The sequence below is a fragment of the Mesorhizobium sp. M0052 genome, assembly GCF_040323255.1.
In the GTDB taxonomy this organism is placed as follows: Bacteria; Pseudomonadota; Alphaproteobacteria; order Rhizobiales; family Rhizobiaceae; genus Mesorhizobium.
The window spans coordinates 382,351-404,797 of record NZ_JAMYUS010000001.1 but is presented as its reverse complement, the minus strand read 5'-3'; the positions used below and the strand labels follow the sequence as shown (position 1 = coordinate 404,797).

Sequence of the window (22,447 nt, the reverse complement as noted above, 5' to 3'; positions counted from 1 at the left end):
ACGCCGTCGTTCGGCGTATTATTTCCTTCGGGAGAGGGTTCTTGGCAGGAGGAAGCCATGAACGTAGTGCCGAGCGTACCTGTCATCGACGTGACAACCCAGAACCTTGTTTCCTCTGCGCTTTCCAGATTCCGCGCCGGCGATACCGTCTCGACCAGGGCGGCGCTCGACGCCATCCGCCGCATGGATCCAACCTGTGTCGACAGCGACGACGATCTCGTCGAACTCGTCGTCATGGCGGCAATTGGTAAGACCATGGCGGTTGTGTTCGACCACCGCTCCCGCTAGCCCTGTTGGACGAACCTGTCCCGTTCAACTCGCTTGAGCTCGAGTGGGTTCGGTTGGCGAGCTTTTACAGCTGCAGCCCGGAAGCGGACGTCTTCGTGCGCGAAGCCGGCAATAGCATAAGCGGGTAAACCTCAGATCCCCAAGGGATGTGGCATGTAGCCGACGAAGCCGCCGATCTTCCAGTGGCCCGCCACCTTCCTGCAAAAATACAGCGTCTGCCATTTCAGCTTGTCGACGCTGCCATCGGCCTTGGCCACCGAGCCGTTGAACTTCTTGTGCAGCACGGCGCGGTCGCCATCGACATCGATGTCGCGCATGTTGGTGACGCGAAACAGCGCCTCGCGCAGCGGCTCGGCGAATCTGGCCGCCGCCGTCTCCTTGGCCTGGCGCAGCCATTCGTCGCGATAGACGGCAAGGCTCGGGAATTGCAGACGCCAGGCGTCGGCATCGCTGAGGAAATGCGCATGCATGCCGAAGAAGCTGTCGGCGAGGAAATCATCCTCGACCATCGACCAGTCCTGACCGATAAAGGCGTCGATGTCGCGCCGCACCAACATTTCCCAGAGCGCGTGGCGATCGGCATCGCCCTCTGGAAACGGGTTCTTGTCGAAGGTCATTGAAATCTCCTGTCGGGAAAATGCGACGCGCAAGATGCTGGCGAGCCTGCGATAAAGCAACACGCGTTTGGAAAAATGCTGCTTTCCAAAAAGCCCCCTATGAGGATCACCGGGACAGGCGTAGAGCGGTCGTCGAAAACGGGGCGCGGCCCGCCATTCTGAACAGGAGTTTCCTTTGCCTAAAGAGTGTTTTGGAACATCCCACGTGCCGCTGTCGCCGGCCGTGCGCGCCGGGGATTTCGTCTACATCTCAGGCCAGGTGCCGGTCGACAGCGACCGCATCGTGGTCAAGGGCGGCATCACCGAGCAGACCGAGCAGGTGCTGCAGAATGTGAAGGCGGCACTCGCGCTGGCCGGTTGCACCATGGACGATGTCGTCAAGACCACGGTCTGGCTCGAGGACGCGCGCGACTTCGGCGCCTTCAATGCCGTCTACGCCAAGCACTTCCCGAAGAATCCGCCGGCCCGCACCACGGTCGAATCGCGGCTGATGATCGATATCAAAATCGAGGTCGAAGCCGTCGCCTACCGGCCGGTTTGACCAGTCGGGGCATGATCTCGAAAAGTGGAAACCGGTTTTCTCGGACAAACGGAAACCGTTTTGTCCAGAGATCATGCCCCAAAACGAAGAGAGGCAGGCGCCGATGCAGTTCGATCTCCTGATCAAGGGCGGCCGCCTGATCGATCCGGCCTCGGGCCTGGACGCGCCGCGCGATGTCGCCGTTGCGGGCGGACGCATCGTGGCCATCGAGGCGGCGATCGATGCCGAGCACGCCACCAAGATAGTCGATGCTCGTGATTGCATCGTCACACCCGGCCTCATCGACCTGCACAGCCATGTCTACTGGGGCGGCACCTCGCTTGGCGTCGACGCCGACCGGCTGGCGGCCAAGAGCGGCACCACCACCTTCATCGATGCCGGCAGCGCCGGCGCCGGCAATTTTCTGGGCTTTCGCCGCCATGTCATCGAGCGCTCGAAGGTGCGCATCCTGGCCTATGTCAACATCTCCTTTGCCGGCAATTCGGCTTCTCGCAAAGCGTCTCTGTCGGCGAATGCAGCGATCTCAGGCTCTGCGAGCCACGCGAGACGGTGGCTGCGGTGCGCGAGCACGCCGATGTCGTCGTCGGCGTAAAAGTGCGCTCCGGCAAGCATGCCGGCGGCGCCAGCGGCATCGCGCCGGTCGATCTCGCGCTGGAAGCCGCCGACCAGGCCGGCCTGCCGCTGATGGCGCATATAGACGAGCCGCCGCCCGGCCGCTCCGAAGTGCTGCCGCGGCTGCGCAAGGGTGACATCCTCACGCACTGTTTTCGCCCGTTCCCCAACGCGCCGGTCTTCGCCTCCGGCGCGGTGCGGCCGGACATGCGGCTGGCCCGCGAACGCGGCGTCATCTTCGACATCGGCCACGGCATGGGATCGTTCGACTTCGCCGTGGCGAAAGCGATGCTGGCCGAGGGCCTCGCGCCCGACGTCATCTCCAGCGACGTGCATCTCTATTGCGTCGACGGTCCGGCCTTCGACATACTGGTCTGCATGTCGAAGCTAATGGCGCTGGGCATGCCGCTGGTCGAGGTGCTGCGCGCCGCCACGCAAAGGCCAGCCGAGGCGATCGCCAGGCCGGAGCTTGGGACGCTGAAAGTTGGCGGTGTCGGCGATGTCGCGGTGCTGAGACTGCGCCCCGGGCGCTTTACCTTCGTCGATGCGGTCGGTGCGGCGCTGATCGCGGATCAGCGGCTCACATCGGACGGCATCGTCGTGGGTGGTGTCTGGTGGCCGAACGAAGCCGCCGACCACAACGAGACCGAGCGCTTCGAGGCCCACACGCACCATACGCATGTCGAGGTCGCGGCACGGCATTTCGGGCGTAGGCACGATTAGCTGGTCTCCCCTTCATGGGAGATGGTCTGTCTTTCGGCGGCGCGTTTGAGGACCGCCTTCCCCCACTCCGTCTCGGCTTCGCCGAGCCACCTCTCCCCCTCCGGAGGGAGAGGAAAGGCGCCAGCTGGAATCGCTTCGCGCCATTCCTCTCCCCCGTCGATCGGGGGAGAGGTGTCGAGCGAAGCTCGACGGAGTGGGGGTCGAACCTTACCCCGAATTACTCACCGCCCCAAACACCGGCGTCGCAATCCCTTCCATCCGCGCCTTGATCTGCAGCGCCACATATTTCGAGTAAAACCGCGACAGCGCCAGATTGCCGCCGTGGAACCACAGCGCGTCCTGCGCCGTCGGCTTCCACATGTTGCGCAGCTCGCCTTGCCAAGGACCGGGATCGCCCTTGACGCCGGAGCCGAGGCCCCAGCATGGCCCGACCTTGTCGGCGACCTCGCGCGAGACGATGGCCGCCACGGTCTCGTTCATCGACTGGTAGCCGGTACAGGCGACGATCGCATCGACGGCCAGCTCGCTGCGGTCGTCGAACAGGATGCCGGTCGGCGTCAATGAACTGATGCCGACGCCGCTCTTCACTTTGATCTCGCCATTGATGATCAGTTCGCAGGCGCCGACATCGATGTAGTAGCCGGAGCCGGTGCGGTAGGCCTTCATCAACAGCCCGGTCTCGTCCTCGCCGAAATCGATGGCGAAGCCGGCGGCGCGTAGCTGGTCGTAGAAGTCTGCGTCGCGTGCCTTGATCACCTCGTAAAGATCCCGCTGGCCCTTGGGTACAAGCGCGAACGGCGTGGACGCGACGATCAGGTCGGCCTTGTCGGTGCTGATGCCGCGCGCCAGAGCCTTTTCCGAGAAGATCTCGAAGCCGACTTCCATCAGAGTGTCGGATTTCACCACTGTCGTCGGCGACCGCTGGATCATGGTGACGTCTGCGCCGCTCTCCCAGAGGTCGACGCTGACATCGTGCCCCGAGCTTGCCGCGCCGATGACAGCGACACGTCTGCCGCGGAATTTCTCGCCGCTTGCATACTGGCTGGAATGCAGGAGTTCGCCCTTGAAGGTCTCGGCGCCGGGCAGCGCGATCTGGCGTGGCGGGCCATAGGCGCCGGTGGCAAAGACAATGTGCTTCGGCTTCAGCGTGATCTGCCGGCCGACGCGGTCGACCACCAAAGTCCACACCTTCTCGGCCTCGTCATAGCTGGCGCTGACGCATTTGGTGGCGACCCAGTAGTTGAGCTCCATCACCCTGGTGTACATCTCCAGCCAGTCGCCCATCTTGTCCTTGGGCGTGAACACCGGCCAGTTCTCCGGGAACGGAATGTAGGGCAGATGGTCGTACCAGACCGGATCGTGCAGCACGAGCGAGCGATAACGGTTGCGCCAGGAATCGCCGGGGCGCGCATTTTTCTCGATGATGATGGTGGGCACGCCGAGCTGCCTCAGCCGCGCGCCGAGCATGATGCCGCCCTGCCCGCCGCCGATCACCAGGCAATAGGGCTGCTCGGTGGCGCCGAGGTCACGCGTCTCGCGCGCCCGCGCCTCCGCCCAGGTTTCGCGCTTCGGATCGGCCTTGTGACGGATGCCTAGCGGCCGCGCCGGTCCCTTTTTCTCCTCGAACCCTTTGAGCTCCCGCACCGCCGTGAACAAGGTCCGGCAGCGGCCGTCCGTGAGGCGCACAATCCCTTCGCCCCGCGCGACCGACGTTTCGAACGTGAACCAGGCCTCGACGGTGCCCTCATCCGAGGTCGCCTCGCCAGACAGCGTCCAGTGTGAGGGCTTCGCTTCCGCCAGCGTCGCTTGCAGCATGTCGCGGATCGCACCGCGGCCTTCCATCGTGGTGATGTTCCAGGTGAAAGCCAGCAGATCGCGCCAGTAGCAATCCTCGACGAACAGGTTGGCGGCCGCCTCGGCGTCATCAGCTTCCAGCGCCCGTGCAAGCGCGCAAAGCCATGTCGCCGCCTGTTTCGATGGTGCCATGTCGAGCATCTGTTTTTCCCTCGTTTTGCGTTCCCATTGTTTCGAAAGACGGCGGCGCCGCAAGAGGGGTCGCGATATCATGGCCTCGGTTTCTAGCGGCCCGGAACGGAGCCATCTCCCGGAAATCTTTATAGGAATTTTATATCTTTCCTCCGCGGCCCGTCTCGAACCTTTATGGCGATCGGGTCCATATTCCACTTCGAGCAAAACGCTCCGGGCGCCGTAGCCATCGAAGCTACGGCGGGTCGTTCTCATGGAATTTACGGCCTGCCAGCAACTGACGCCAAGTACAAGCAAGGACCAACACAATGGACATTGTCGTCATCGGGATCGAGGTTTTGTTTTTCGCCCTTTCCCTCGCCTACATCAAAGCCTGCGACGCTCTTTAAGCGGAAGGATCGCAACATGTTTGTCGATTACATCCTCGGTGGCGGCGTGACCTTGTTCCTGCTCGTCTACCTCACATACGCCCTCGTTCGCCCAGAACGCTTCTGAAGCAAGGCACGGAAAGCCATGACACTCAACGGATGGATACAGATCCTGGTCTATTGCGGGATCGTCGTTTTGCTGGTGAAGCCGCTCGGCGGCTACATGTACCGCGTCTTCAATGGCGATCGCACCTTTCTCTCGCCCATACTCGGGCCCGTTGAGCGCGGCCTCTACCGCATTTCGGGAACCAGCGAGCTCGAGGAGCAGCACTGGACCGCCTATGCGGCCGGCATCATCTTCTTCAGCCTTGCCAGTTTCCTGGTGCTGTACTTTCTGCAACGCCTGCAGGGCGTCCTGCCTTACAATCCGGCCGGGATGGCATCGGTCGAACCCAATCTCGCCTTCAACACTGCCGTCAGCTTCGTCACCAACACCAACTGGCAGAATTACGGCGGCGAAAGCACGTTGTCCTACCTCGTGCAGATGGCCGGCCTGACTGTTCAGAACTTCATGTCCGCCGCCGTCGGCATTTCCATTGCGGTGGCGCTGATCCGCGGCTTCGCCCGCGCCTCGGCCAAATCGATCGGCAATTTCTGGGTCGATATGACCCGCTGCACGCTCTACATCCTGCTGCCGCTCAGCATCGTGCTCACCCTTGTCTATGTCTGGCTCGGCATGCCGCAGACGCTCGGGCCTTATGTCGACGCCACCACGCTCGAAGGCGCCAAGCAGACGCTCGCCCTTGGGCCGGTCGCCTCGCAGGTCGCCATCAAGATGCTCGGCACCAATGGCGGCGGCTTCTTCAACGCCAACGCCGCGCATCCTTTCGAAAACCCGGACGCGATCTCCAACATGATCCAGATGGTGACGATCTTCGCGCTGGGTGCCGCACTCACCAACGTCTTCGGCCGCATGGTCGGCAACCAGCGCCAGGGCTGGGCGATCCTGGCCACGATGGGTGTGCTGTTCATCGCTGGCGTCGTTATCTGCTACTGGGCGGAAGCCGCGGGCAATCCGCTGGTCCATGCGCTGGGCGTCGACGGCGCCAACATGGAAGGCAAGGAGAGCCGCTTCGGCATTGCCGCTTCGGCACTATTCGCCGTCATCACCACGGCTGCGAGCTGCGGTGCGGTGAACGCCATGCATGACTCGTTCACAGCACTTGGCGGCCTGGTCCCGATGCTCAACATGCAGCTCGGCGAAGTCATCGTCGGCGGCGTCGGCGCCGGCTTCTACGGCATCGTCATGTTCATCGTCATCACCGTGTTCGTCGCCGGCCTGATGGTTGGCCGCACGCCCGAATATCTCGGCAAGAAGATCGAGGCCAAGGAGGTCAAGATGGCAATGCTCGCCATCCTAGCTCTGCCGCTGGTCATGCTGGTCTTCACGGCAATAGCGGTCGTGCTGCCAAGCGCCGTCGCCTCGATGGCCAATGGCGGTCCGCATGGCTTCTCCGAGGTTCTTTATGCCTACACTTCGGCGGCGGCCAACAACGGCTCGGCCTTTGGCGGCCTTTCCGGCAACACGCCCTGGTACAACATCACGCTCGGCATCTCCATGTGGGTGGGTCGCTTCTTCGTCATCATTCCAGCGCTTGCCATTGCCGGCTCGCTAGCGACGAAGAAGACGGTTCCGGCTTCCGCCGGCACCTTCCCGACCGACGGCCCGCTGTTCGTCGGCCTGCTCGTCGGCGTCATCCTGATCGTCGTCGGCCTGACCTTCTTCCCGGCACTGGCGATCGGACCGATCGTCGAGCACCTGGCTGCCATCAACGGCCAGACATTCTGAGGCTTGTCATGTCCTGGTTCTACCCAAAACGCATGAAGGCCCGGCCGCGAGCCGGCCCACGAGCCGGCAATGAGGGGGAGGAAACGCCCCCTCCCTTCCCCAGCGTATCTACCTTCCTCGGCCTCGCGGCAGTCATGATCGTGATCTGGCTGCTGGCCTATGGTCCGCCGCCCCTCTTTTCGGCATCCGATCGGTCGGTGCCGGCCAACAGTTCAGATTCTGGAGCCATCAAATGAGCCAGTCCAAATCCGCGGTCATCATGGATGCCCGCATCCTGTGGCCGGCCATCGGCGGCGCCTTCAGGAAACTCGACCCCCGCACGCTGGTCAGGAACCCGGTGATGTTCGTCGTCGGCATCGTCTCGCTTCTTACCACGGTCCTGTTCGTCAAGGATCTCGTCACCGGCGGCGGCGATTTCGGCTTTACGCTGCAGATCATCATCTGGCTGTGGTTCACCGTGCTGTTCGCCAACTTCGCCGAGGCCGTCGCCGAAGGCCGCGGCAAGGCGCAGGCCGATTCGCTGCGCAAGGCGCGCACCGAAACCCAGGCCAAGCTGCTTGCCGGCGAAGACCGCTCCAGGTTCAAGCTGGTGCCCGGCACCAGCCTGAAGGTTGGCGACATCGTGCTGGTCGAAGCCGGCGACATCATCCCGTCCGACGGTGAAGTGATCGAAGGCGTGGCCTCGGTCAACGAGGCGGCAATCACCGGCGAGTCCGCACCCGTCATTCGCGAATCCGGCGGCGACCGTTCGGCGGTCACCGGCGGCACGCAGGTTCTGTCCGACTGGATTCGCGTGCGCATATCAGCCGCCTCCGGCCACACCTTCCTCGACCGCATGATCTCGCTGGTCGAGGGTGCCTCGCGCCAGAAGACGCCCAACGAGATCGCGCTCAACATCCTGCTCGTCGGCATGACGCTGATCTTCGTGCTGGCCACCGCCACGATCCCGAGCTTTGCCTCCTATTCCGGTGGCTATATCCCGGTGACGGTGCTGGTCGCGCTGTTCGTCACCTTGATCCCGACCACCATCGGCGCCCTGCTGTCGGCCATCGGCATTGCCGGCATGGACCGCCTGGTGCGCTTCAACGTGCTGGCCATGTCCGGCCGTGCCGTCGAAGCGGCGGGCGACGTCGATACGCTTTTGCTCGACAAGACCGGCACCATCACGCTCGGCAACCGCCAGGCCACCGAATTTCGGCCGGTCAAGGGCGTCACCGAACAGGAACTGGCCGATGCCGCGCAGCTCGCCTCGCTCGCCGACGAGACGCCTGAGGGACGCTCGATCGTCGTGCTGGCCAAGGAGAAATACGCCATCCGCGCCCGTGACATGGCAACCTTGCATGCCAGCTTCGTGCCCTTCACCGCGCAGACCCGGATGAGCGGCGTCGACATCGATGGCTCGTCGGTGCGCAAGGGCGCCGTCGATTCGGTTCTCGCCTATGTCAGCCAGTCGACATCGGCCACTCACGGCACGCGCCCCGGCAGCGACACCGTCAAGGATCTCCAGGCGATCGCCGACGAGATCGCCAAGTCGGGCGGCACGCCGCTGGCCGTCGAGCGTGACGGCCGCCTGCTCGGCGTCGTCCACCTCAAGGACATCGTCAAGGGTGGTATCCGCGAGCGCTTTGCCGAACTGCGCAAAATGGGCATCCGCACCGTGATGATCACCGGCGACAATCCGATGACTGCGGCGGCGATCGCAGCCGAAGCCGGCGTCGACGATTTCCTCGCCCAGGCCACGCCCGAGGACAAGCTGAAGCTGATCCGCGACGAACAGGCCAAGGGCAAGCTGGTCGCCATGTGCGGTGACGGCACCAACGACGCGCCGGCCTTGGCGCAGGCGGATGTCGGCGTCGCCATGAACACCGGCACGGTTGCCGCCCGCGAGGCCGGCAACATGATCGACCTCGATAGTGACCCGACCAAGCTGATCGAGATCGTCGAGATCGGCAAGGCGCTGCTGATGACGCGCGGCTCGCTGACGACCTTCTCGATCGCCAACGACGTCGCCAAATACTTCGCCATCATCCCGGCCATGTTTGCCGTCTTCTACGTTGCGCCGGGACATACAATCGGCCCCCTGCAAGCGCTCAACATCATGCATCTGGCGACGCCGCAGAGCGCCATCCTGTCGGCCATCATCTTCAACGCGCTGATCATCATCGCTCTGATCCCGCTGTCGCTTAAAGGCGTCAAATACCGCGCCATCGGCGCCGGCGCGCTGCTCAGCCGCAACCTGCTGGTCTACGGCCTCGGCGGCATCATCGTTCCCTTCGTCGGCATCAAGGCGATCGACATGATCGTCACCGGCCTCGGCCTCGCTTAAGGAAATACGTCCATGCTCACTCAGATAAGACCCGCTGTTATCATGATCGTCTTTTTCACCGTTTTGACCGGCCTGATCTATCCCCTGGGCATGACCGGCATCGCCCAGGCGCTGTTTCCGCACAAGGCCAATGGCAGCTTGATCGAGAAAAACGGCACGGTCATCGGCTCCGAACTGATCGGCCAGGGCTTTGCCGACGACAAGTATTTCCATGGCCGCCCCTCGGCTGCCGGCGACGGATACAACGCCGCAGCGTCCAGCGGCTCCAATCTCGGTCCAACCAACCCCAAGCTGATCGACCGCATCAAGGGCGATGTTGCAAAGCTGAAGGCGGAGAACCCGAACCAGCCGGTGCCGATGGATCTGGTGACGACGTCCGGCAGCGGCCTCGACCCCGCCATCAGCCCGGACGCCGCCTATTTCCAGGTCGCTCGGGTGGCCAAGGCCAGGGGCTTCGACGAAGCCAAGGTCAAGGCGCTTGTCGACAGCCATGTCGAAGGCCGCGAACTCGGCTTCCTCGGCGAGCCGGTCGTCAATGTGCTGGCGCTCAACCTGGCACTGGACGATACCAAGCAGTGAGAGACAATCTCTGAAGCCAGGGGCCAGGGATCGACACGATCCTCGGCGCCGTTCATGATCGAGCCTGATGCCGGACGCCAGAAGCAACTATACCAGACCCTCTCCGGACGCGCTGCTCGAGCATGCGGAACGGGAAGAGCGCGGCCGCCTGCGGATATTTCTGGGTGCTGCACCCGGTGTCGGCAAGACCTACGAAATGCTGATGGCCGGCCGCGCCATGCTTGCCGACGGCATCGACGTGGTCATCGGCATCGTCGAAACCCACGGCCGCAAGGAAACCCTGGCGCTGGTCGAAGGCTACGAGGTCATCCCGCGCCAGAAGGTCGACTACAAGGACCGCGTGCTGAATGAGATGGACATCGACGCCATCCTCGCCCGCCGGCCGGCGCTGGTGCTCGTCGACGAACTCGCCCACACCAACGCACCCGGCAGCCGCCACCCCAAGCGCTATCTCGACGTCCAGGAAATCCTTGCGCGCGGCATCGACGTCTACACCACGCTCAATATCCAGCATGTCGAGAGCCTGAATGACGTCGTGGCGCAGATCACCCGCGTCAGGGTGCGCGAAACGGTCCCGGACTCCATCATCGACCAGGCCGACGACATCGAGATCATCGACCTCACGCCCGACGACCTGATCAAGCGGCTGAAAGAGGGAAAGGTCTATTTCCCCAACACTGCCCAGCGCGCAGTCGAAAACTATTTCTCGCCGGGCAATCTGACCGCGCTTCGGGAATTGGCGCTGCGCCGCACCGCCCAGCGCGTCGACGAGCAGTTGCTCAACCACATGCAGTCGCACGCCATTCCCGGCCCCTGGGCGGCGGGCGAAAGGGTGCTCGTCTGCGTCGATGCGCGTCCGGGCGGAGCGTCTCGTGTCCGCTATGCGCGCCGGCTGGCCGACCGGCTGCGCGCACCGTGGACGGCGCTGCATGTCGACACGCCGCGTTCGGCCGCCATGTCGGAGGAAGATAAGGACCGGCTGGCCACGCTCTTGCGCCTGGCCGAGCAGCTCGGCGCCGAGGTGACGACCATTCCGGGCCAGAACGTCGCCCAGGACATCGTCCGCCACGCCATGGCCAACAACTTCACCCATATCGTCGTCGGCAGGCCGACCCGCTCGCGCTGGCGCGAACTGATCGAGGGTTCGCTCACCTACGATCTGATCCGCAATGCCGGCGATATCAGCGTCCATGTCATTTCAGGAACGGAGCGCGACCACGAGGCCACGTCGAGGGTCAAGGCGGCGGCCGAGCAGACGCCATTTCAAATCTGGCCTTATCTTTTCTCGACCGTCTATGTCGCCGGCGCGCTTGCCGTCAGCGCCGTTCTCGATCAGTTCCTCGACGTTCGCAACCTTGCCAGCGTGCTGCTGCTGGCGGTGCTGACATCGGCAGTGACCTTTGGCCTGTGGCCGGCGCTGTACGCCTGTTTCCTCAGCGCCATTGCTTTCAACTTCTTCTTTCTCGAGCCGCGCTACACGATGACGATCCGCGATCCGGAGAGCATCGTTGCCTTCGCCGTCTTCCTCGTCGTTGCCGTCATCGCCAGCAATCTGACGGCGCGTGTGCAGCGTCAGGCAGCCGCCGCCCGTTCACGCGCCCGGGCCACCGAGGACATCTACCTCTTTTCAAAGAAGCTCGCCGGCGCCGGCACGCTCGACGACGTTTTGTGGGCCACAGCCTTCCAGATCGCCTCGATGCTGAAGCTGCGGGTGGTGCTGCTTTTGCCGGAAGAAGGCACGATCACCGTCAAGGCCGGTTATCCCCCCGATGACACGCTGGCCGAGGCCGACATAGCGGCTGCACGCTGGGCTTGGGAACACAACCGGGCTGCCGGCCGTGGCGCCGATACCCTGCCCGGGGCAAGACGGCTCTACCTGCCCTTGCGGACCGGCCGTACCGCCATCGGCGTCGTCGGCCTCGACAATGACAAGCAGGGGCCGCTCTTGACGCCCGAGCAACAGCGCCTGCTCGACGCGCTGGCCGACCAGGCGGCGGTTGCCATCGAGCGCATCCAGCTGGTCGCCGATGTCGATCGCGCCAGGCTGGCGGCCGAGGCCGACCGCTTGCGCTCGGCACTGCTGACGTCGATCTCGCATGATCTGAAGACGCCGCTGGCGGCCATCATGGGCGCGGCCGGCACGCTCAGGGAATTTGCGCCGGCACTGCCCGAGAACGATCGGGCCGAGCTGCTGACCACCGTGCTCGACGAGTCCGAACGGCTGAACCGCTTCATCGCCAATCTGCTCGACATGACCAAGATTGAATCGGGCGCCATGGAACCGAATTTCGCCCTGCACTATGTCGGCGATGTCGTCGGCTCGGCCTTGCAACGGGCGCGCAAGATCACTGCCGGACACAAGACCGAGGTTGATATTCCGGCCGACCTGCCGATGCTGAAGCTCGATCCCGTGCTGTTCGAACAAATGTTGTTCAATCTGTTCGACAATGCCGCGAAATACGCGCCACCGGGATCGACAATCCGGCTGCAGGGCTGGGCCGACAATGGCTCCGTCGTGCTGCAGATCATGGATGAGGGACCGGGCATTCCGCCCGCCGACCTGGAGCGCGTCTTCGACAGCTTTTACCGGGTGCGCAAGCGCGATCAGGTCCAGGCCGGCACCGGGCTCGGCCTGTCGATCTGCCGGGGCTTCATCGAGGCGATGGGCGGCACGATCATGGCGGCGAACCGCAGCGATCGCCCGGGCGCAGTCCTCACAATCCGCATGCCGAGGTTGGTACAATCGTCCGATACGGACGTATCAGGTGTGGACGAGCAAGCATCTGGTGATCCGGCATGACAAATTCCAACGTCAGCATACTGGTCGTCGATGACGAGCCGCCGATCCGCAAACTGCTGCGCGTCGGCCTCGGCAGCCAGGGTTATGCGGTCAGCGAAGCGCCCAACGCCAACGCTGCGATCGAACTCGTCGACGCGCAAAAGCCGGATCTGATCCTGCTCGATCTCGGCCTGCCCGGCATGGGCGGCCTCGACCTCCTGCGCAAATGGCGCGGCGACGGCCTCGACGTGCCCGTGGTCATCCTGTCCAGCCGCACCGACGAAGCCGGCATCGTCGCGGCGCTCGAACTCGGCGCTGACGACTACATCACCAAGCCGTTCGGCATGAACGAGCTGGTCGCCCGCATCCGCGTCGCGCTGCGCCACAAATTCCAGCAGCAGGGCGAAAAGCCGGTGTTCCACACCGGCGATCTCAGCGTCGACCTGGTCAAGCGCATCGTCAAGGTCGAAGGCAAGGAGATAAAGCTCTCCCCCAAGGAGTACGACATATTGCGCATTATGGTGCAGCATGCCGGCAAGGTGCTGACCCACCATTTCATTCTGAAGCAGGTGTGGGGCGATTCGACCGACGTGCAGTATCTGAGGGTCTATGTCCGCCAGCTCCGGCAGAAGATCGAAAAATCACCCGACCAGCCGCGCTACATCACCACCGAAACCGGGGTGGGGTACCGGCTGCGCGAGGTTGAGTGACCGGACGTTTTCCGCTCAGTCCGCCGAGAGTTCCGCGGTCCGTGCCAGTGCGCCGCCGAAGCCGTTGAGCGGGATAGTGAAACTCACCGCTTGACCGGTGTCGGCCGCGAAGGCGTCGATCTTCAGCGTGGTGGCTGCCTTGAGCAGCGGCGTGACGCTGGCATCGAACGCCACCGGCACCAGGCAGCCGACGGCCTGGCAGGTGTTGAACGGCAAGCTGCCTTCCAGCTTCTGGTCGTCGATGGTCAGGCTGACTCCTTTGGCGAGCGCCAGGCCGAACGGCAGCGCCAGCGTTCCGGCGGCATCCTCGCCGCTCTTGCTCGACAGCTCGATCGCCAGCAGGCGCTGGTTGGACTGCTTGTTGAACTGCTGATGCGACAGGCTGCAAACCTTGGCCGTGCCGGTTACCTGGCAATTGACCGTCCAGTCGCCATGTGTCTCGGACAGCGCCGAGGCGCCGCCAGGCAATGTCGGGCCGGCAGCAGGGGCGGGCGCTGCGGCGGCAGGCGCCGCCTTGTCGGTCTTGGTTTGCGCCGCGACTGCCACCGGGCCAAGAATACAGATGCTGCCCAGTAGCGCCGCGAAATATACTTGCCTGCTTTTCATCAATATGCTCCCGATTGTGCCTCGAGTCAGCAGCGATTGAGCCCGAGATCCGCGCCCGATAGAGCGGTCAATCGATCTTTTCTGTCAAGTGCGGCCGGGCCGCTTCCTCAGGGATTTCGCCAACCCGTGGCAGATCGGCCCATGGCAGACCGGCCCATGGCAGATCGAGACGAACGCCCTATATAGAGAGGAGGTTATATCTGTACGGGAATGAACTGATGTCGACGCTTCGCCTATCGACAGTTCTCATGTCGGCAATGCTGGCGGCGGCAACGCTCGCCGGCATCATGCAATCTGCTGCGGCTCAGTCCGTCAATCCCAGCGCCAACCGGCTGATCCAGCAGAACCAGCTGCAGCAATTGCGCAACAGCCTGCAGCGGCAGCAGTTCCAGCAACAGCAGCAGCAATATCGCGAGCAGGACCGTCGGATCGTGCCGCAGCCGCGCCCCGAAGTGCCCGTCGTCCGGCAAGCTTGTCCGATTCAGATCGTCAACAACCAGATTGTGCGTGTTTGCCGTTGATATCGGTCGCTTGCGATTTACTTAGTCGACTTATTTACTAAAAATGCTCATTGCCTCGCGGGCATATCAGGGTTTGCAGGCGGCGTGCGGCGGTGCGCCCGCCGACCGGATTTTCAGCACATGGCGACGACGAAGAAAAAGGCGGTACGCAAGGCAAGGCGAGGCGAACGCATTCGCCAGGTCGCCGCCATTCCCTTTCGTCTGGACGTTTCAGGCAATTTCGAAGTGATGCTGGTGACGTCGCGAGCGACGAAGCGCTTTATCGTGCCCAAGGGCTGGCCGATGAAAGGAAAGAGCGGGCGCAAGGCCGCCACCATCGAGGCGCGCGAAGAAGCCGGCGTGCTCGGCAAGACCCGCAAGGCGCCTGCCGGCAGCTATTCCTACTGGAAACGGCTGGAGCACAATTTTGTGCGCGTCGACGTCGTCGTCTATCTGTTGGAGGTGTCCGAGGAACTGGCCAACTGGCAGGAGGCCAAGAGCCGCCAGCGGGCATGGCTCAAGCCGCAGGACGCGGCGTTGCTCATCGATGAGCCGGATCTCTCGACGCTGATGGCCAACCTGGCGCCGCCTCAGCCGGCAGTGCCGGACCCGGCCTGACCAACCTCACTTGCCCTCGTCCCCTTCAGCGGGACCCTCATCCCCCTCAGCGGGAAATGGCCGCAGCGGCGTGCCCGTATAGGCCCACAGCCATTCGCGCGGCAGCGGCCCTTTGTTGCGCTCGCTTTGCTGCGACTGTTCCCATGCATGCGCCAGGATGCCGACCGAGCGCGAGAGCACGAACAGGCCGCGCGTCAACGGCGGCGGAAAGCCGAGCTCGCCATAGATGACGGCGGTGGCGCCGTCGATGTTGAGCGGTATTTTCTTCCCCTTGCGCCGTGCCACCTCTGATTCGACGGCCTCGGCGATGTCGGCAAAGCGTCCGCTGACGACGCCGCGCGCGGCAAACTCGCGCGTCACTGCGATCAGGCGCGGCGCGCGCGGATCGACCGGGTGGAAGCGATGGCCAAATCCCGGCACATAGCCTTTCTCCTCGGCGAAGAAACGGTCGAGCCGTGCGGCTACGGCTTGGTCCAGCGCAACACCCTGGTCAAGTGCCACGGCAATGTTGCCATAGAAGGACAGCGCCTGTTCGCCGGCGCCGCCATGCACGTCACCCAGCACGTTGACGGCGGACGCCATGGCGCTGTTGATGCCGACGCCGCAGGTGATGGCCATGCGGGCAATGGCGATCGACGGCGCCTGCGGCCCGTGGTCGACGGCCGCCCCCAGCGCAATGCCGAGCAGCGCCGCCTGCTCCTTGCTCGGCAATTCGCCGCGCAGCATCAGCCAGATCGTTGCCGGAAAGCTGACGCGGCCGATCAGCTCCTGGATTTCATAGCCGCGCAGCCGGATGATGCCGGGGCTCATCTCGATGATGCCGGTCTGCCACCACTCCTCGCCGCGCTCGCGGCCGGTTTTTCTCTCGCTCACGCGCTTCTCCTGGCGCGCGGCGGCAGGGTGGAAAAAACCTCGTCCATATGCTCACCCAGCACCGGTGGCGGCAGGACCGGCAAGGGTGCCGCGCCATCGACCATGAAGCCGCCGCGCACCACGGTCAGCGGCTGCGCCATGCCGGGCAGACCCTGGAAACGCGTGGTCATGTCGCGCTCGACGACCTGGCGCTCGCCAAGCACCTGCGGGATCGTCAGCACCCGGCCCGCCGGCACGCCGGCGCGGTTGAATTTTTCCTCCCAGGCTGCGGCCGAGGCGCTCGCCAAGGCCGTCTCGATCAGCACCTTCAGCACAGCGCGGTTCTGCTTGCGCGTCTCGCGCTCGGCAAAGCGCGGATCGTCGGCCAGTTCCGGCTGGCCGATCAGCCGGCAAAGCGTGACGAACTGCTCCTGCTTGTTGGCGGCGATGTTGAGCAGGCCGTCGCCGGTGCGAAACGCGCCGGAGGGCGCAGCCGTCATGTTCTCATTGCCCATCGGCTGCGGCTCGACACCGGCGGTCAAATAGTTGGACACCGGCCAGCCCAGCGCCGACAGCGTGCATTCGAGCATCGAGACATCGAGAAACGCGCCCTCGCCCGAGGTCTTCTGCTTGACCAGCGCCGCGGCGATTGCGAAGGCCCCGACCAGCCCGCCCAGCGTGTCGGCGACGGGATAGCCGACCCGCAAGGGTGCTGTCTCCGGCGTGCCGGTGATGCTCATGATACCGGACAGCCCCTGGATGATCTGGTCGTAGGCCGGATTGTCGCGCATCGGCCCGCTCTGGCCGAAACCGGATATGGCGCAATAAACGAGACCGGGGCGGACCGCTTTCAGCACCTCATAGCCGAGACCCAGCCGCCCCATCACGCCCGGTCGAAAATTCTCGACCAGCGCGTCGGCCGAGGCGACGAGATCGAGGAAGCGTTCGCGGTCGGCTTCGCTTTTGAGATCCAGCACCACCGATCGCTTGCCGGCATTCTGCGCCAGGAACGACGCGCCCATGCCGGCTTTGTTGAGCGCCGGCGAGGCGCCGAGCTGGCGCGCCAGATCGCCGCCTTGCGGCGTCTCGACCTTGATGACATCGGCGCCGAGCAGCGCCAGCTGGTAGGCGCAATAAGGGCCCGCCAGCACATTGGTCAGGTCGAGGATGCGGATGCCGGCAAGCAGATCGGTCATGATGCTCCAGGTCGCTCAGGCATCGCCCGGCACATGCTCCGGCCCGCGCCGGCGCCGATGCTCGATGAAGGCCCAGATATGCGGACCGGCGAGCCCGATGAAGGCAAGGATCAGCAGCACCAGCGACAGCTTGTGTGTGTAGAACACCGACCAGTCGCCGTTCGAGATCGTCATCGCCCGGCGGAACTGCGTTTCGGCGAGCGGCCCCAGGATCATGCCGATGATGACCGGCGCGGTCGGGAAATCGAAGCGCCGCATCAGGAAGCCGGCGGCCCCCAGGAGATAGAGGATGACGAGGTCGATCGGCGATTGCGAGATGCCGTAGGTGCCGACGGTCGCGAACACCAGGATGCCGGCATAGAGCTGCGGCGCCGGGATTTTCAACAGCCGTACCCACAGCCCGATCAGCGGCAGGTTGAGGACGACCAGGATGACGTTGGCGATGAACAGGCTGGCGATCAGGCCCCAGACCAGATCGGCCTGCGTCGTCAACAGCAGCGGTCCCGGATTGATGCCGTAGCTCTGGAAGGCCGACAGCATGATTGCGGCGGTCGCCGAGGTCGGCAGGCCAAGGGTGAGCATCGGCACCAGCACGCCGGCGGCAGACGCATTGTTGGCGGCTTCCGGTCCGGCAACGCCCTCGATGGCGCCGACCGTGCCGAACTCCTCCTTGTGCTTCGACAGCTTCTTTTCGATGGCGTAGGACAGGAAGGTCGGGATCTCGGCGCCGCCGGCAGGCATGGCGCCGATCGGGAAGCCGATGAAAGCGCCGCGCAGCCATGGCTTCCACGAGCGCCCCCATTCGGCCGCGGTCATGTAGAGCGAGCCCTTGAGCGGCACGATCTCGTCCTTGCCGGCATAGCGGCGCGATGCCATGTAGAGCGTCTCGCCGACGGCAAACAGGCCGACCGCGGCAATGATGACATCGACGCCATCGAGCAGTTCGTTCATGCCGAAGGTGAAGCGCGGCTGTCCCGTCTGCAGGTCGACGCCGATCATGCCGATGACGAAGCCGAGGAACAGGCTGGTGAGGCCGCGCACCGATGACGAGCCGAGCACCGCCGACACCGTGATGAAGGCAAGCACCATCAGCGAGAAATATTCGGCCGGCCCGAAGGCGAGCGCGAACTTCACCACCACCGGCGCCAGGAAGGCGACGCCCATCGTGCCGATGGTGCCGGCGACGAAGGAGCCGATCGCCGAGGTCGCCAGTGCCGCGCCGCCGCGACCCGAGCGGGCCATCCTGTTGCCTTCCAGCGCGGTGACGATGGTGGCGCTTTCGCCCGGCGTGTTGAGCAGGATCGAGGTCGTCGAGCCGCCATACATGGCGCCGTAATAGATGCCGGCGAACAGGATGAAGGAAGCCTCCGGCGCCACCTGGTAGGTGATCGGCAACAGAAGCGCGATGGTCAGCGCCGGCCCGAGGCCGGGCAGCACGCCGATGGCGGTGCCGAGCGTGGTGCCGACCAGGCACCACAGCAGGTTCATCGGCGAGAAAGCGACGGAAAATCCGTGGGCGAGATGGCCGAGCGTCTCCATGGCGTCAGCCCCTCACAGTGGCGATGATCGCGTCGATCACCGTGTTCAGCTGGTTTTCGATGAAGCCGGCGCCAATGTTGACGCCGAGCGCCCTGGCAAAGCCGAAATAGGCGGCAAGCGCCAGGATCAGGCCGGTCAGCGCATCGCGCAGCGTGTGCTTGCTGCCGAAGCCATAACAGACGAGCACGAACATGATGACCGAGGCGGCGGTGAAGCCGAGCGGCTGGATCAGCACCAGATTGGCGACCAGGCCGGCAACGACGATGCCCATCGCCTTCCAGTCGGTCGGCGTCTCCTTTTCTTCCTGCGGCTGCCAGCCGCCGCGCAGCGCGGCGACGATGAGCAGCAGCGAAAGCACGATCATGCCTGTCATGGTGATGTAGGGAAAGACGGTCGGCCCGACCTTGGAATAGAGCGGCGAAACCGGGATCGCCAGGGTCTGCCAAGCCACGGCCGCGGCACAGGCGAGAAGCCCGATGCCGATCAACAATTCGGGCATGGCAAGGCGCGGGGGCGCCGGCTGCTGGTCGCTGGTGCTCATCGATGTCCTCCCGAGATGGCCGGCATCCTCCCGCCGGCCGCATCCGCAGTTTCACTCCCAGCGCATGATATGTCCATGCCGCAGGCGAATGTCGGAAGGGGCGGCCGTGGCCGCCCCTGAAGACATCAGGCGAGGCCGAGATCCTTGAGGATCGCGGTGATGCGGGCGGTGTCGTCGACGAGGAATTTCGCATAGTCGTCGCCGGTGAGCAGGATGGGCGTCCAGTTGCGGTTCTTGCATTCGGCTGCCCAGGCATCGCTCTTGGCCATGGTCTCGATCATCGTGACCATCGCCGCCTTGTCGGCGTCGGAGACGCCTGGCGGTGCGAAGACGCCGCGCCAGTTGAACAGTTCGACGTCAATGCCGGCTTCCTTCATCGTCGGTGCGTCGATGCCGTCCTGGCGCTTGTCGGCGGAGATCGCCAACAGCCGAAGCGCGCCCGCCTTGACCTGCTCGGAGAACTCGCCGAAGCCGGAAATGCCGGCCGCCACCTGGTTGCCGAGCAGCGCCGACAGCGCCTCGCCGCCGCCGGCGAAAGGCACATAGGAGAGGTTGGTTGCCGGAACGCCGACCGTCTTGGCGATCAGCCCGAACAGGATGTGGTCGGAGCCGCCGGCCGAGCCGCCGGCCACCGGAACCTTGGTCGGATCCGCTTTGAGCGCCGCAACGAAATCGCCGGCCGTCTTGAACGGCGAATCCGCCGGCACTACCAGCGCCTCGAACTCGCCGGTGAGGCGAGCGATGGGCGTCACTTCGGAGAGGTTGTTGGCCGATTTGTTGGCGATGATGGCGCCGACCATGACCATGCCGGCCACCATCAGCGAATTGCCCTTGCCCTTCCATTGGCTGATGAACTGCGGCAGGCCGACCGTGCCGCCGGCGCCGCCGACATTGGTGATCTGCGAGCCGGAGATCAGTTTTTCACTGCGCAGCACCTGGTCGATGGTGCGCCCCGTCTGGTCCCAGCCACCGCCGGGCGCGGCCGGCACGAAGATCTGGATCTGCGGTGCATCCTGAGCGAAAGCGGGCGTCAAATGCGTTGCAACGAATCCGGCAGCGCCTGCGGCCGCGGTGCTCATCAAAAATCTGCGTCTGTTCAGCATGGGATTCCTCCAAATCACGACACCTCCTCCGGTGCCTGCCAGAAACGTAGCCTGAAAACAGACCCGCTCGGCAAAAATTCATGCCGATTTCGGTACGTTCTGTCAACAGGAACGCTGTTCTACTAGACAGAACCATGGATGTGCGGCACAATCGCTTCGGCCGGCCTTTGTCCGAGCAGGTAAACTGGAATGAAACTGTTCGTGAGATGACCGAAGCGCGATCCCAGCCGTTGCCGGCCGATGGTGTTGCCGCGCTCGACCGCGCGATCGCCATTCTCGACGCGTTCGCGACCGCCGACCGCTCGCTCAGCCTGGCCGAGATCGCGGCGCGCACCGGGCTCTACAAAAGCACCATTTTGAGGCTGGCGAACTCATTGCTGCGCGGGCAGTTGCTGGAGCGGCTCGACGATGGCCGCTACCGCATCGGACCCGCCACCTTCCGGCTTGGCGCGCTTTACCAGCGCTCGGTCGTGGCGGTCGACATCCTGCTGCCGATCATGCGCGATCTTGCCGAACGCAGCTGGGAAAGCGTGGCGTTCTATGTCCGCTCGGGCGACGCCCGCACCTGTCTCTACCGCGTCGAATCCAAGCACCCGATCCGCTACACGATCCGGGAAGGCGACCTGCTGCCGTTGCTCACCGGCTCTGGCGGCCGCGTGCTGGCAGCGTTTTCAGGCCAGCCGGGCGAACCATACGAGACCATCCGCAACGCCTGCCACTATCTGTCGATCGGCGACCGCGACCCTGAGACGGCGGGCGTCTCGGTGCCGGTGTTCGGACCGGGCCGCGTTCTGCTCGGCGCCTTGACGCTCGCCGGCCCGTCGACACGCGTTGACACGGCGTTCCTGCGCCGCATGACACCGGACCTGCTGGAGGCCGCCGCTCGCGCCACCCGCGCCTTCGGCGAGGATGCCTCGATGCTGGAGCAGGCAGCGCGCCTAGCCGGCGCTGAAACCCTGATCGGCCTCAGTTCGCCTTGACCAGCACCACGCGGCGGTTCTTGGCGCGGCCGGTTTCGCCGTCATTGCTGGCGACGGGCGCCATCATGCCGGCGCCGGCGGCGGTCAGCCGGCCGCCATCGATGCCGTATTTCGAGACCAGCGCCGCCTTCACCGACTGCGCCCGCCGCGACGACAGATCGATATTGTAGTCGAAGGCGCCCTGGTTGTCGGTATGACCGACGACGATCACCGCCATGCCGGGCTCGTTGGTCAGAAGCGTCGAGATCTCCTTCAGCGTCGGTTCCGATTCCGGCTTGATGTCGGCCTTGTCGGTGTCGAAGAAGATGCCGTAGAGCGAGATGGAGCCGGTGGCCGACAGCGAATCCGCCATCTTGGCGGCTTCGACCACCACCATCTTCTTGTCGCGCGCCTTGGGCTCCAGCACCTGAACGACGGCGATGGTGCGGCCGTTGAGTTCCTTGCAGTAGAGGTCGTCGATCAGCGAATAGGCCTGAACAGTGACATAGGCGTCGCCGCCATCCTGCGGCACCTTGGCAGCGAAGAAGCGCTGGTCGTTGATACCGGTGGTTACCGCACAGGCGCCATTGGAAAAGGCCGCGTCCTTGACGTCGCTTTCATGGAAGAAATACATCATCAGGCTCATGTCGCCGCCGCCACCGCTCGACGACCGGTCGGCGGCGCCGCCGCACTCTTCCTTCTTGCATTCGAACAGGACTTCGCCGCCGGCGGCCGCGATCACATCCTGGTAGTTGCGCAGCACTTCGAGCGGGGAGCGCTCGGCCGGCAGCACATAGACGATGCGGGTCAGCGCGCCTTCGACCTCGGCCTTCTTGTCCGGCGCGAACACACGGTTGTTCATCGTGTCACGGGCATCCGGATCGGCGCTCGGCTTCAGCGGCGACAGCGGCACTGTAAAATCGGTATAGGCGAATTTTTCGTAGGAGACGATGAACGACCCCTCATAGCGCTTGGCCAGATGATTGTCGGCACCGTCCTCGATGTCGGCGGTCGGCACCGTCGCATCGGCGCCCGCCAGTTGCACGGCCGCCAGGAGCAGCAGCCCCGCCCAGAAAAGCTTCAGAAATATCGCATTGATCGCACGCATGGTCGGCTCCCCCAAAGAGCAATTCCAGGAAAAGTGTGAGCGGTTTT

20 protein-coding genes and 1 pseudogene are annotated in these 22,447 nt (G+C 64.3%); 12 read left to right on the top strand and 9 right to left on the bottom strand.

Annotated elements, in window-relative coordinates; translation table 11 throughout:
- Positions 1-57 precede the first annotated feature (57 nt).
- Positions 58-288: a hypothetical protein gene (locus NKJ77_RS01995; protein ID WP_023669703.1), complete on the top strand. Its 231-nt coding sequence runs from the start codon at positions 58-60 to the stop codon at positions 286-288.
- A 131-nt stretch (positions 289-419) separates the two neighbouring features.
- Here the strand turns inward: NKJ77_RS01995 and NKJ77_RS01990 are convergent, their stop codons facing one another.
- Positions 420-905, bottom strand: coding sequence for a hypothetical protein (locus NKJ77_RS01990; protein ID WP_023669704.1), 486 nt, complete (start codon positions 903-905; stop codon positions 420-422).
- A 175-nt stretch (positions 906-1,080) separates the two neighbouring features.
- Here NKJ77_RS01990 and NKJ77_RS01985 point away from each other — a divergent pair, with 175 nt between their 5' ends.
- Together NKJ77_RS01985 and NKJ77_RS01980 are read left to right on the top strand one after the other, a co-directional pair.
- The gene (locus NKJ77_RS01985) at positions 1,081-1,446 is read left to right on the top strand and encodes a RidA family protein (RefSeq protein ID WP_023707576.1); all 366 of its coding nucleotides are present in this window, start codon (positions 1,081-1,083) and stop codon (positions 1,444-1,446) included.
- Between the two features lie 103 nt (positions 1,447-1,549).
- A pseudogene (locus tag NKJ77_RS01980) lies at positions 1,550-2,781 on the top strand (amidohydrolase/deacetylase family metallohydrolase).
- Positions 2,782-2,988: 207 nt separating this feature from the next.
- Here the strand turns inward: NKJ77_RS01980 and NKJ77_RS01975 are convergent.
- A complete protein-coding gene (locus tag NKJ77_RS01975) occupies positions 2,989-4,776 on the bottom strand; it encodes a flavin-containing monooxygenase (RefSeq protein ID WP_352534084.1) in 1,788 nt (595 codons plus the stop codon).
- Positions 4,777-5,172: 396 nt separating this feature from the next.
- Between NKJ77_RS01975 and NKJ77_RS01970 the strand changes: the two genes are divergently transcribed.
- The 6 genes from NKJ77_RS01970 (at position 5,173) to NKJ77_RS01945 (ending at position 13,378) form a co-directional block, all read left to right on the top strand.
- A complete protein-coding gene (locus NKJ77_RS01970) occupies positions 5,173-5,262 on the top strand; it encodes a K(+)-transporting ATPase subunit F (RefSeq protein ID WP_023691936.1) in 90 nt (29 codons plus the stop codon).
- A gap of 18 nt (positions 5,263-5,280) precedes the next feature.
- Positions 5,281-6,984, top strand: a complete 1,704-nt coding sequence (gene kdpA, locus NKJ77_RS01965) for a potassium-transporting ATPase subunit KdpA (protein ID WP_352534082.1) — start codon at positions 5,281-5,283, stop codon at positions 6,982-6,984.
- Between the two features lie 232 nt (positions 6,985-7,216).
- The gene (gene kdpB / locus NKJ77_RS01960) at positions 7,217-9,310 is read left to right on the top strand and encodes a potassium-transporting ATPase subunit KdpB (RefSeq protein WP_023828336.1); all 2,094 of its coding nucleotides are present in this window, start codon (positions 7,217-7,219) and stop codon (positions 9,308-9,310) included.
- A gap of 12 nt (positions 9,311-9,322) precedes the next feature.
- Complete coding sequence (kdpC, locus tag NKJ77_RS01955; RefSeq protein WP_023710827.1) at positions 9,323-9,889, top strand: potassium-transporting ATPase subunit KdpC; 567 nt, start codon at positions 9,323-9,325, stop codon at positions 9,887-9,889.
- A 67-nt stretch (positions 9,890-9,956) separates the two neighbouring features.
- Entirely contained in the window at positions 9,957-12,689 is a 2,733-nt protein-coding gene (locus tag NKJ77_RS01950; protein WP_352534080.1) for a DUF4118 domain-containing protein, read from the top strand.
- Positions 12,686-13,378, top strand: coding sequence for a response regulator transcription factor (locus tag NKJ77_RS01945; protein ID WP_023704189.1), 693 nt, complete (start codon positions 12,686-12,688; stop codon positions 13,376-13,378). Before NKJ77_RS01950 ends, NKJ77_RS01945 begins: the two co-directional genes overlap by 4 nt.
- A 15-nt stretch (positions 13,379-13,393) precedes the next feature.
- Here the strand turns inward: NKJ77_RS01945 and NKJ77_RS01940 are convergent, their stop codons facing one another.
- Positions 13,394-13,984, bottom strand: a complete 591-nt coding sequence (locus NKJ77_RS01940) for an invasion associated locus B family protein (RefSeq protein ID WP_023669715.1) — start codon at positions 13,982-13,984, stop codon at positions 13,394-13,396.
- A 248-nt stretch (positions 13,985-14,232) separates the two neighbouring features.
- Between NKJ77_RS01940 and NKJ77_RS01935 the strand changes: the two genes are divergently transcribed.
- A complete protein-coding gene (locus tag NKJ77_RS01935; RefSeq protein WP_023669716.1) occupies positions 14,233-14,505 on the top strand; it encodes a hypothetical protein in 273 nt (90 codons plus the stop codon).
- A 120-nt stretch (positions 14,506-14,625) separates the two neighbouring features.
- On the top strand, positions 14,626-15,102 hold the full coding sequence (locus NKJ77_RS01930) for an NUDIX hydrolase (RefSeq protein WP_023669717.1): 477 nt from the start codon (positions 14,626-14,628) through the stop codon (positions 15,100-15,102).
- A 6-nt stretch (positions 15,103-15,108) separates the two neighbouring features.
- Here the strand turns inward: NKJ77_RS01930 and NKJ77_RS01925 are convergent, their stop codons facing one another.
- The 5 genes from NKJ77_RS01925 to NKJ77_RS01905 all read right to left on the bottom strand — a co-directional run bounded on the left by NKJ77_RS01925 (position 15,109) and on the right by NKJ77_RS01905 (position 20,333).
- Positions 15,109-15,975, bottom strand: coding sequence for a citryl-CoA lyase (locus NKJ77_RS01925; RefSeq protein ID WP_352534078.1), 867 nt, complete (start codon positions 15,973-15,975; stop codon positions 15,109-15,111).
- Positions 15,972-17,150, bottom strand: coding sequence for a CaiB/BaiF CoA transferase family protein (locus NKJ77_RS01920; RefSeq protein ID WP_031262138.1), 1,179 nt, complete (start codon positions 17,148-17,150; stop codon positions 15,972-15,974). The genes NKJ77_RS01925 and NKJ77_RS01920 overlap by 4 nt, the downstream gene beginning before the upstream one ends.
- 15 nt (positions 17,151-17,165) lie before the next feature.
- Positions 17,166-18,689 (bottom strand): tripartite tricarboxylate transporter permease, encoded by a 1,524-nt coding sequence (locus NKJ77_RS01915; protein ID WP_023733580.1) that lies wholly within the window; start codon positions 18,687-18,689, stop codon positions 17,166-17,168.
- Positions 18,690-18,693: 4 nt separating this feature from the next.
- The gene (locus tag NKJ77_RS01910; protein WP_023700086.1) at positions 18,694-19,230 is read right to left on the bottom strand and encodes a tripartite tricarboxylate transporter TctB family protein; all 537 of its coding nucleotides are present in this window, start codon (positions 19,228-19,230) and stop codon (positions 18,694-18,696) included.
- A 125-nt stretch (positions 19,231-19,355) separates the two neighbouring features.
- Positions 19,356-20,333 (bottom strand): Bug family tripartite tricarboxylate transporter substrate binding protein, encoded by a 978-nt coding sequence (locus NKJ77_RS01905; RefSeq protein WP_023691946.1) that lies wholly within the window; start codon positions 20,331-20,333, stop codon positions 19,356-19,358.
- A gap of 206 nt (positions 20,334-20,539) precedes the next feature.
- On the opposite strand from NKJ77_RS01905, the gene NKJ77_RS01900 reads away from it, so the two are divergent.
- Positions 20,540-21,313 (top strand): IclR family transcriptional regulator, encoded by a 774-nt coding sequence (locus NKJ77_RS01900; protein WP_352534075.1) that lies wholly within the window; start codon positions 20,540-20,542, stop codon positions 21,311-21,313.
- On the opposite strand, the gene NKJ77_RS01895 is transcribed toward NKJ77_RS01900, so the two are convergent.
- A complete protein-coding gene (locus tag NKJ77_RS01895) occupies positions 21,300-22,400 on the bottom strand; it encodes an OmpA family protein (RefSeq protein ID WP_352534073.1) in 1,101 nt (366 codons plus the stop codon). The genes NKJ77_RS01900 and NKJ77_RS01895 overlap by 14 nt on opposite strands.
- Positions 22,401-22,447: the final 47 nt, after the last annotated feature.

Excerpts from the sequence above, each read along its gene's own strand:
- NKJ77_RS01995 (WP_023669703.1), top strand. The coding sequence starts at position 58 with ATGAACGTAGTGCCGAGCGTACCTGTCATCGACGTGACAACCCAGAAC.
- NKJ77_RS01930 (WP_023669717.1), top strand. The coding sequence starts at position 14,626 with ATGGCGACGACGAAGAAAAAGGCGGTACGCAAGGCAAGGCGAGGCGAA.
- NKJ77_RS01950 (WP_352534080.1), top strand. The coding sequence starts at position 9,957 with ATGCCGGACGCCAGAAGCAACTATACCAGACCCTCTCCGGACGCGCTG.
- NKJ77_RS01940 (WP_023669715.1), bottom strand. The coding sequence starts at position 13,984 with ATGAAAAGCAGGCAAGTATATTTCGCGGCGCTACTGGGCAGCATCTGT.
- NKJ77_RS01975 (WP_352534084.1), bottom strand. The coding sequence starts at position 4,776 with ATGCTCGACATGGCACCATCGAAACAGGCGGCGACATGGCTTTGCGCG.
- NKJ77_RS01945 (WP_023704189.1), top strand. The coding sequence starts at position 12,686 with ATGACAAATTCCAACGTCAGCATACTGGTCGTCGATGACGAGCCGCCG.
- NKJ77_RS01970 (WP_023691936.1), top strand. The coding sequence starts at position 5,173 with ATGTTTGTCGATTACATCCTCGGTGGCGGCGTGACCTTGTTCCTGCTC.
- kdpA (WP_352534082.1), top strand. The coding sequence starts at position 5,281 with ATGACACTCAACGGATGGATACAGATCCTGGTCTATTGCGGGATCGTC.
- NKJ77_RS01935 (WP_023669716.1), top strand. The coding sequence starts at position 14,233 with ATGTCGGCAATGCTGGCGGCGGCAACGCTCGCCGGCATCATGCAATCT.
- NKJ77_RS01905 (WP_023691946.1), bottom strand. The coding sequence starts at position 20,333 with ATGCTGAACAGACGCAGATTTTTGATGAGCACCGCGGCCGCAGGCGCT.
- NKJ77_RS01895 (WP_352534073.1), bottom strand. The coding sequence starts at position 22,400 with ATGCGTGCGATCAATGCGATATTTCTGAAGCTTTTCTGGGCGGGGCTG.
- NKJ77_RS01915 (WP_023733580.1), bottom strand. The coding sequence starts at position 18,689 with ATGGAGACGCTCGGCCATCTCGCCCACGGATTTTCCGTCGCTTTCTCG.
- NKJ77_RS01920 (WP_031262138.1), bottom strand. The coding sequence starts at position 17,150 with ATGACCGATCTGCTTGCCGGCATCCGCATCCTCGACCTGACCAATGTG.
- NKJ77_RS01990 (WP_023669704.1), bottom strand. The coding sequence starts at position 905 with ATGACCTTCGACAAGAACCCGTTTCCAGAGGGCGATGCCGATCGCCAC.
- NKJ77_RS01910 (WP_023700086.1), bottom strand. The coding sequence starts at position 19,230 with ATGAGCACCAGCGACCAGCAGCCGGCGCCCCCGCGCCTTGCCATGCCC.
- NKJ77_RS01900 (WP_352534075.1), top strand. The coding sequence starts at position 20,540 with ATGACCGAAGCGCGATCCCAGCCGTTGCCGGCCGATGGTGTTGCCGCG.
- kdpB (WP_023828336.1), top strand. The coding sequence starts at position 7,217 with ATGAGCCAGTCCAAATCCGCGGTCATCATGGATGCCCGCATCCTGTGG.
- kdpC (WP_023710827.1), top strand. The coding sequence starts at position 9,323 with ATGCTCACTCAGATAAGACCCGCTGTTATCATGATCGTCTTTTTCACC.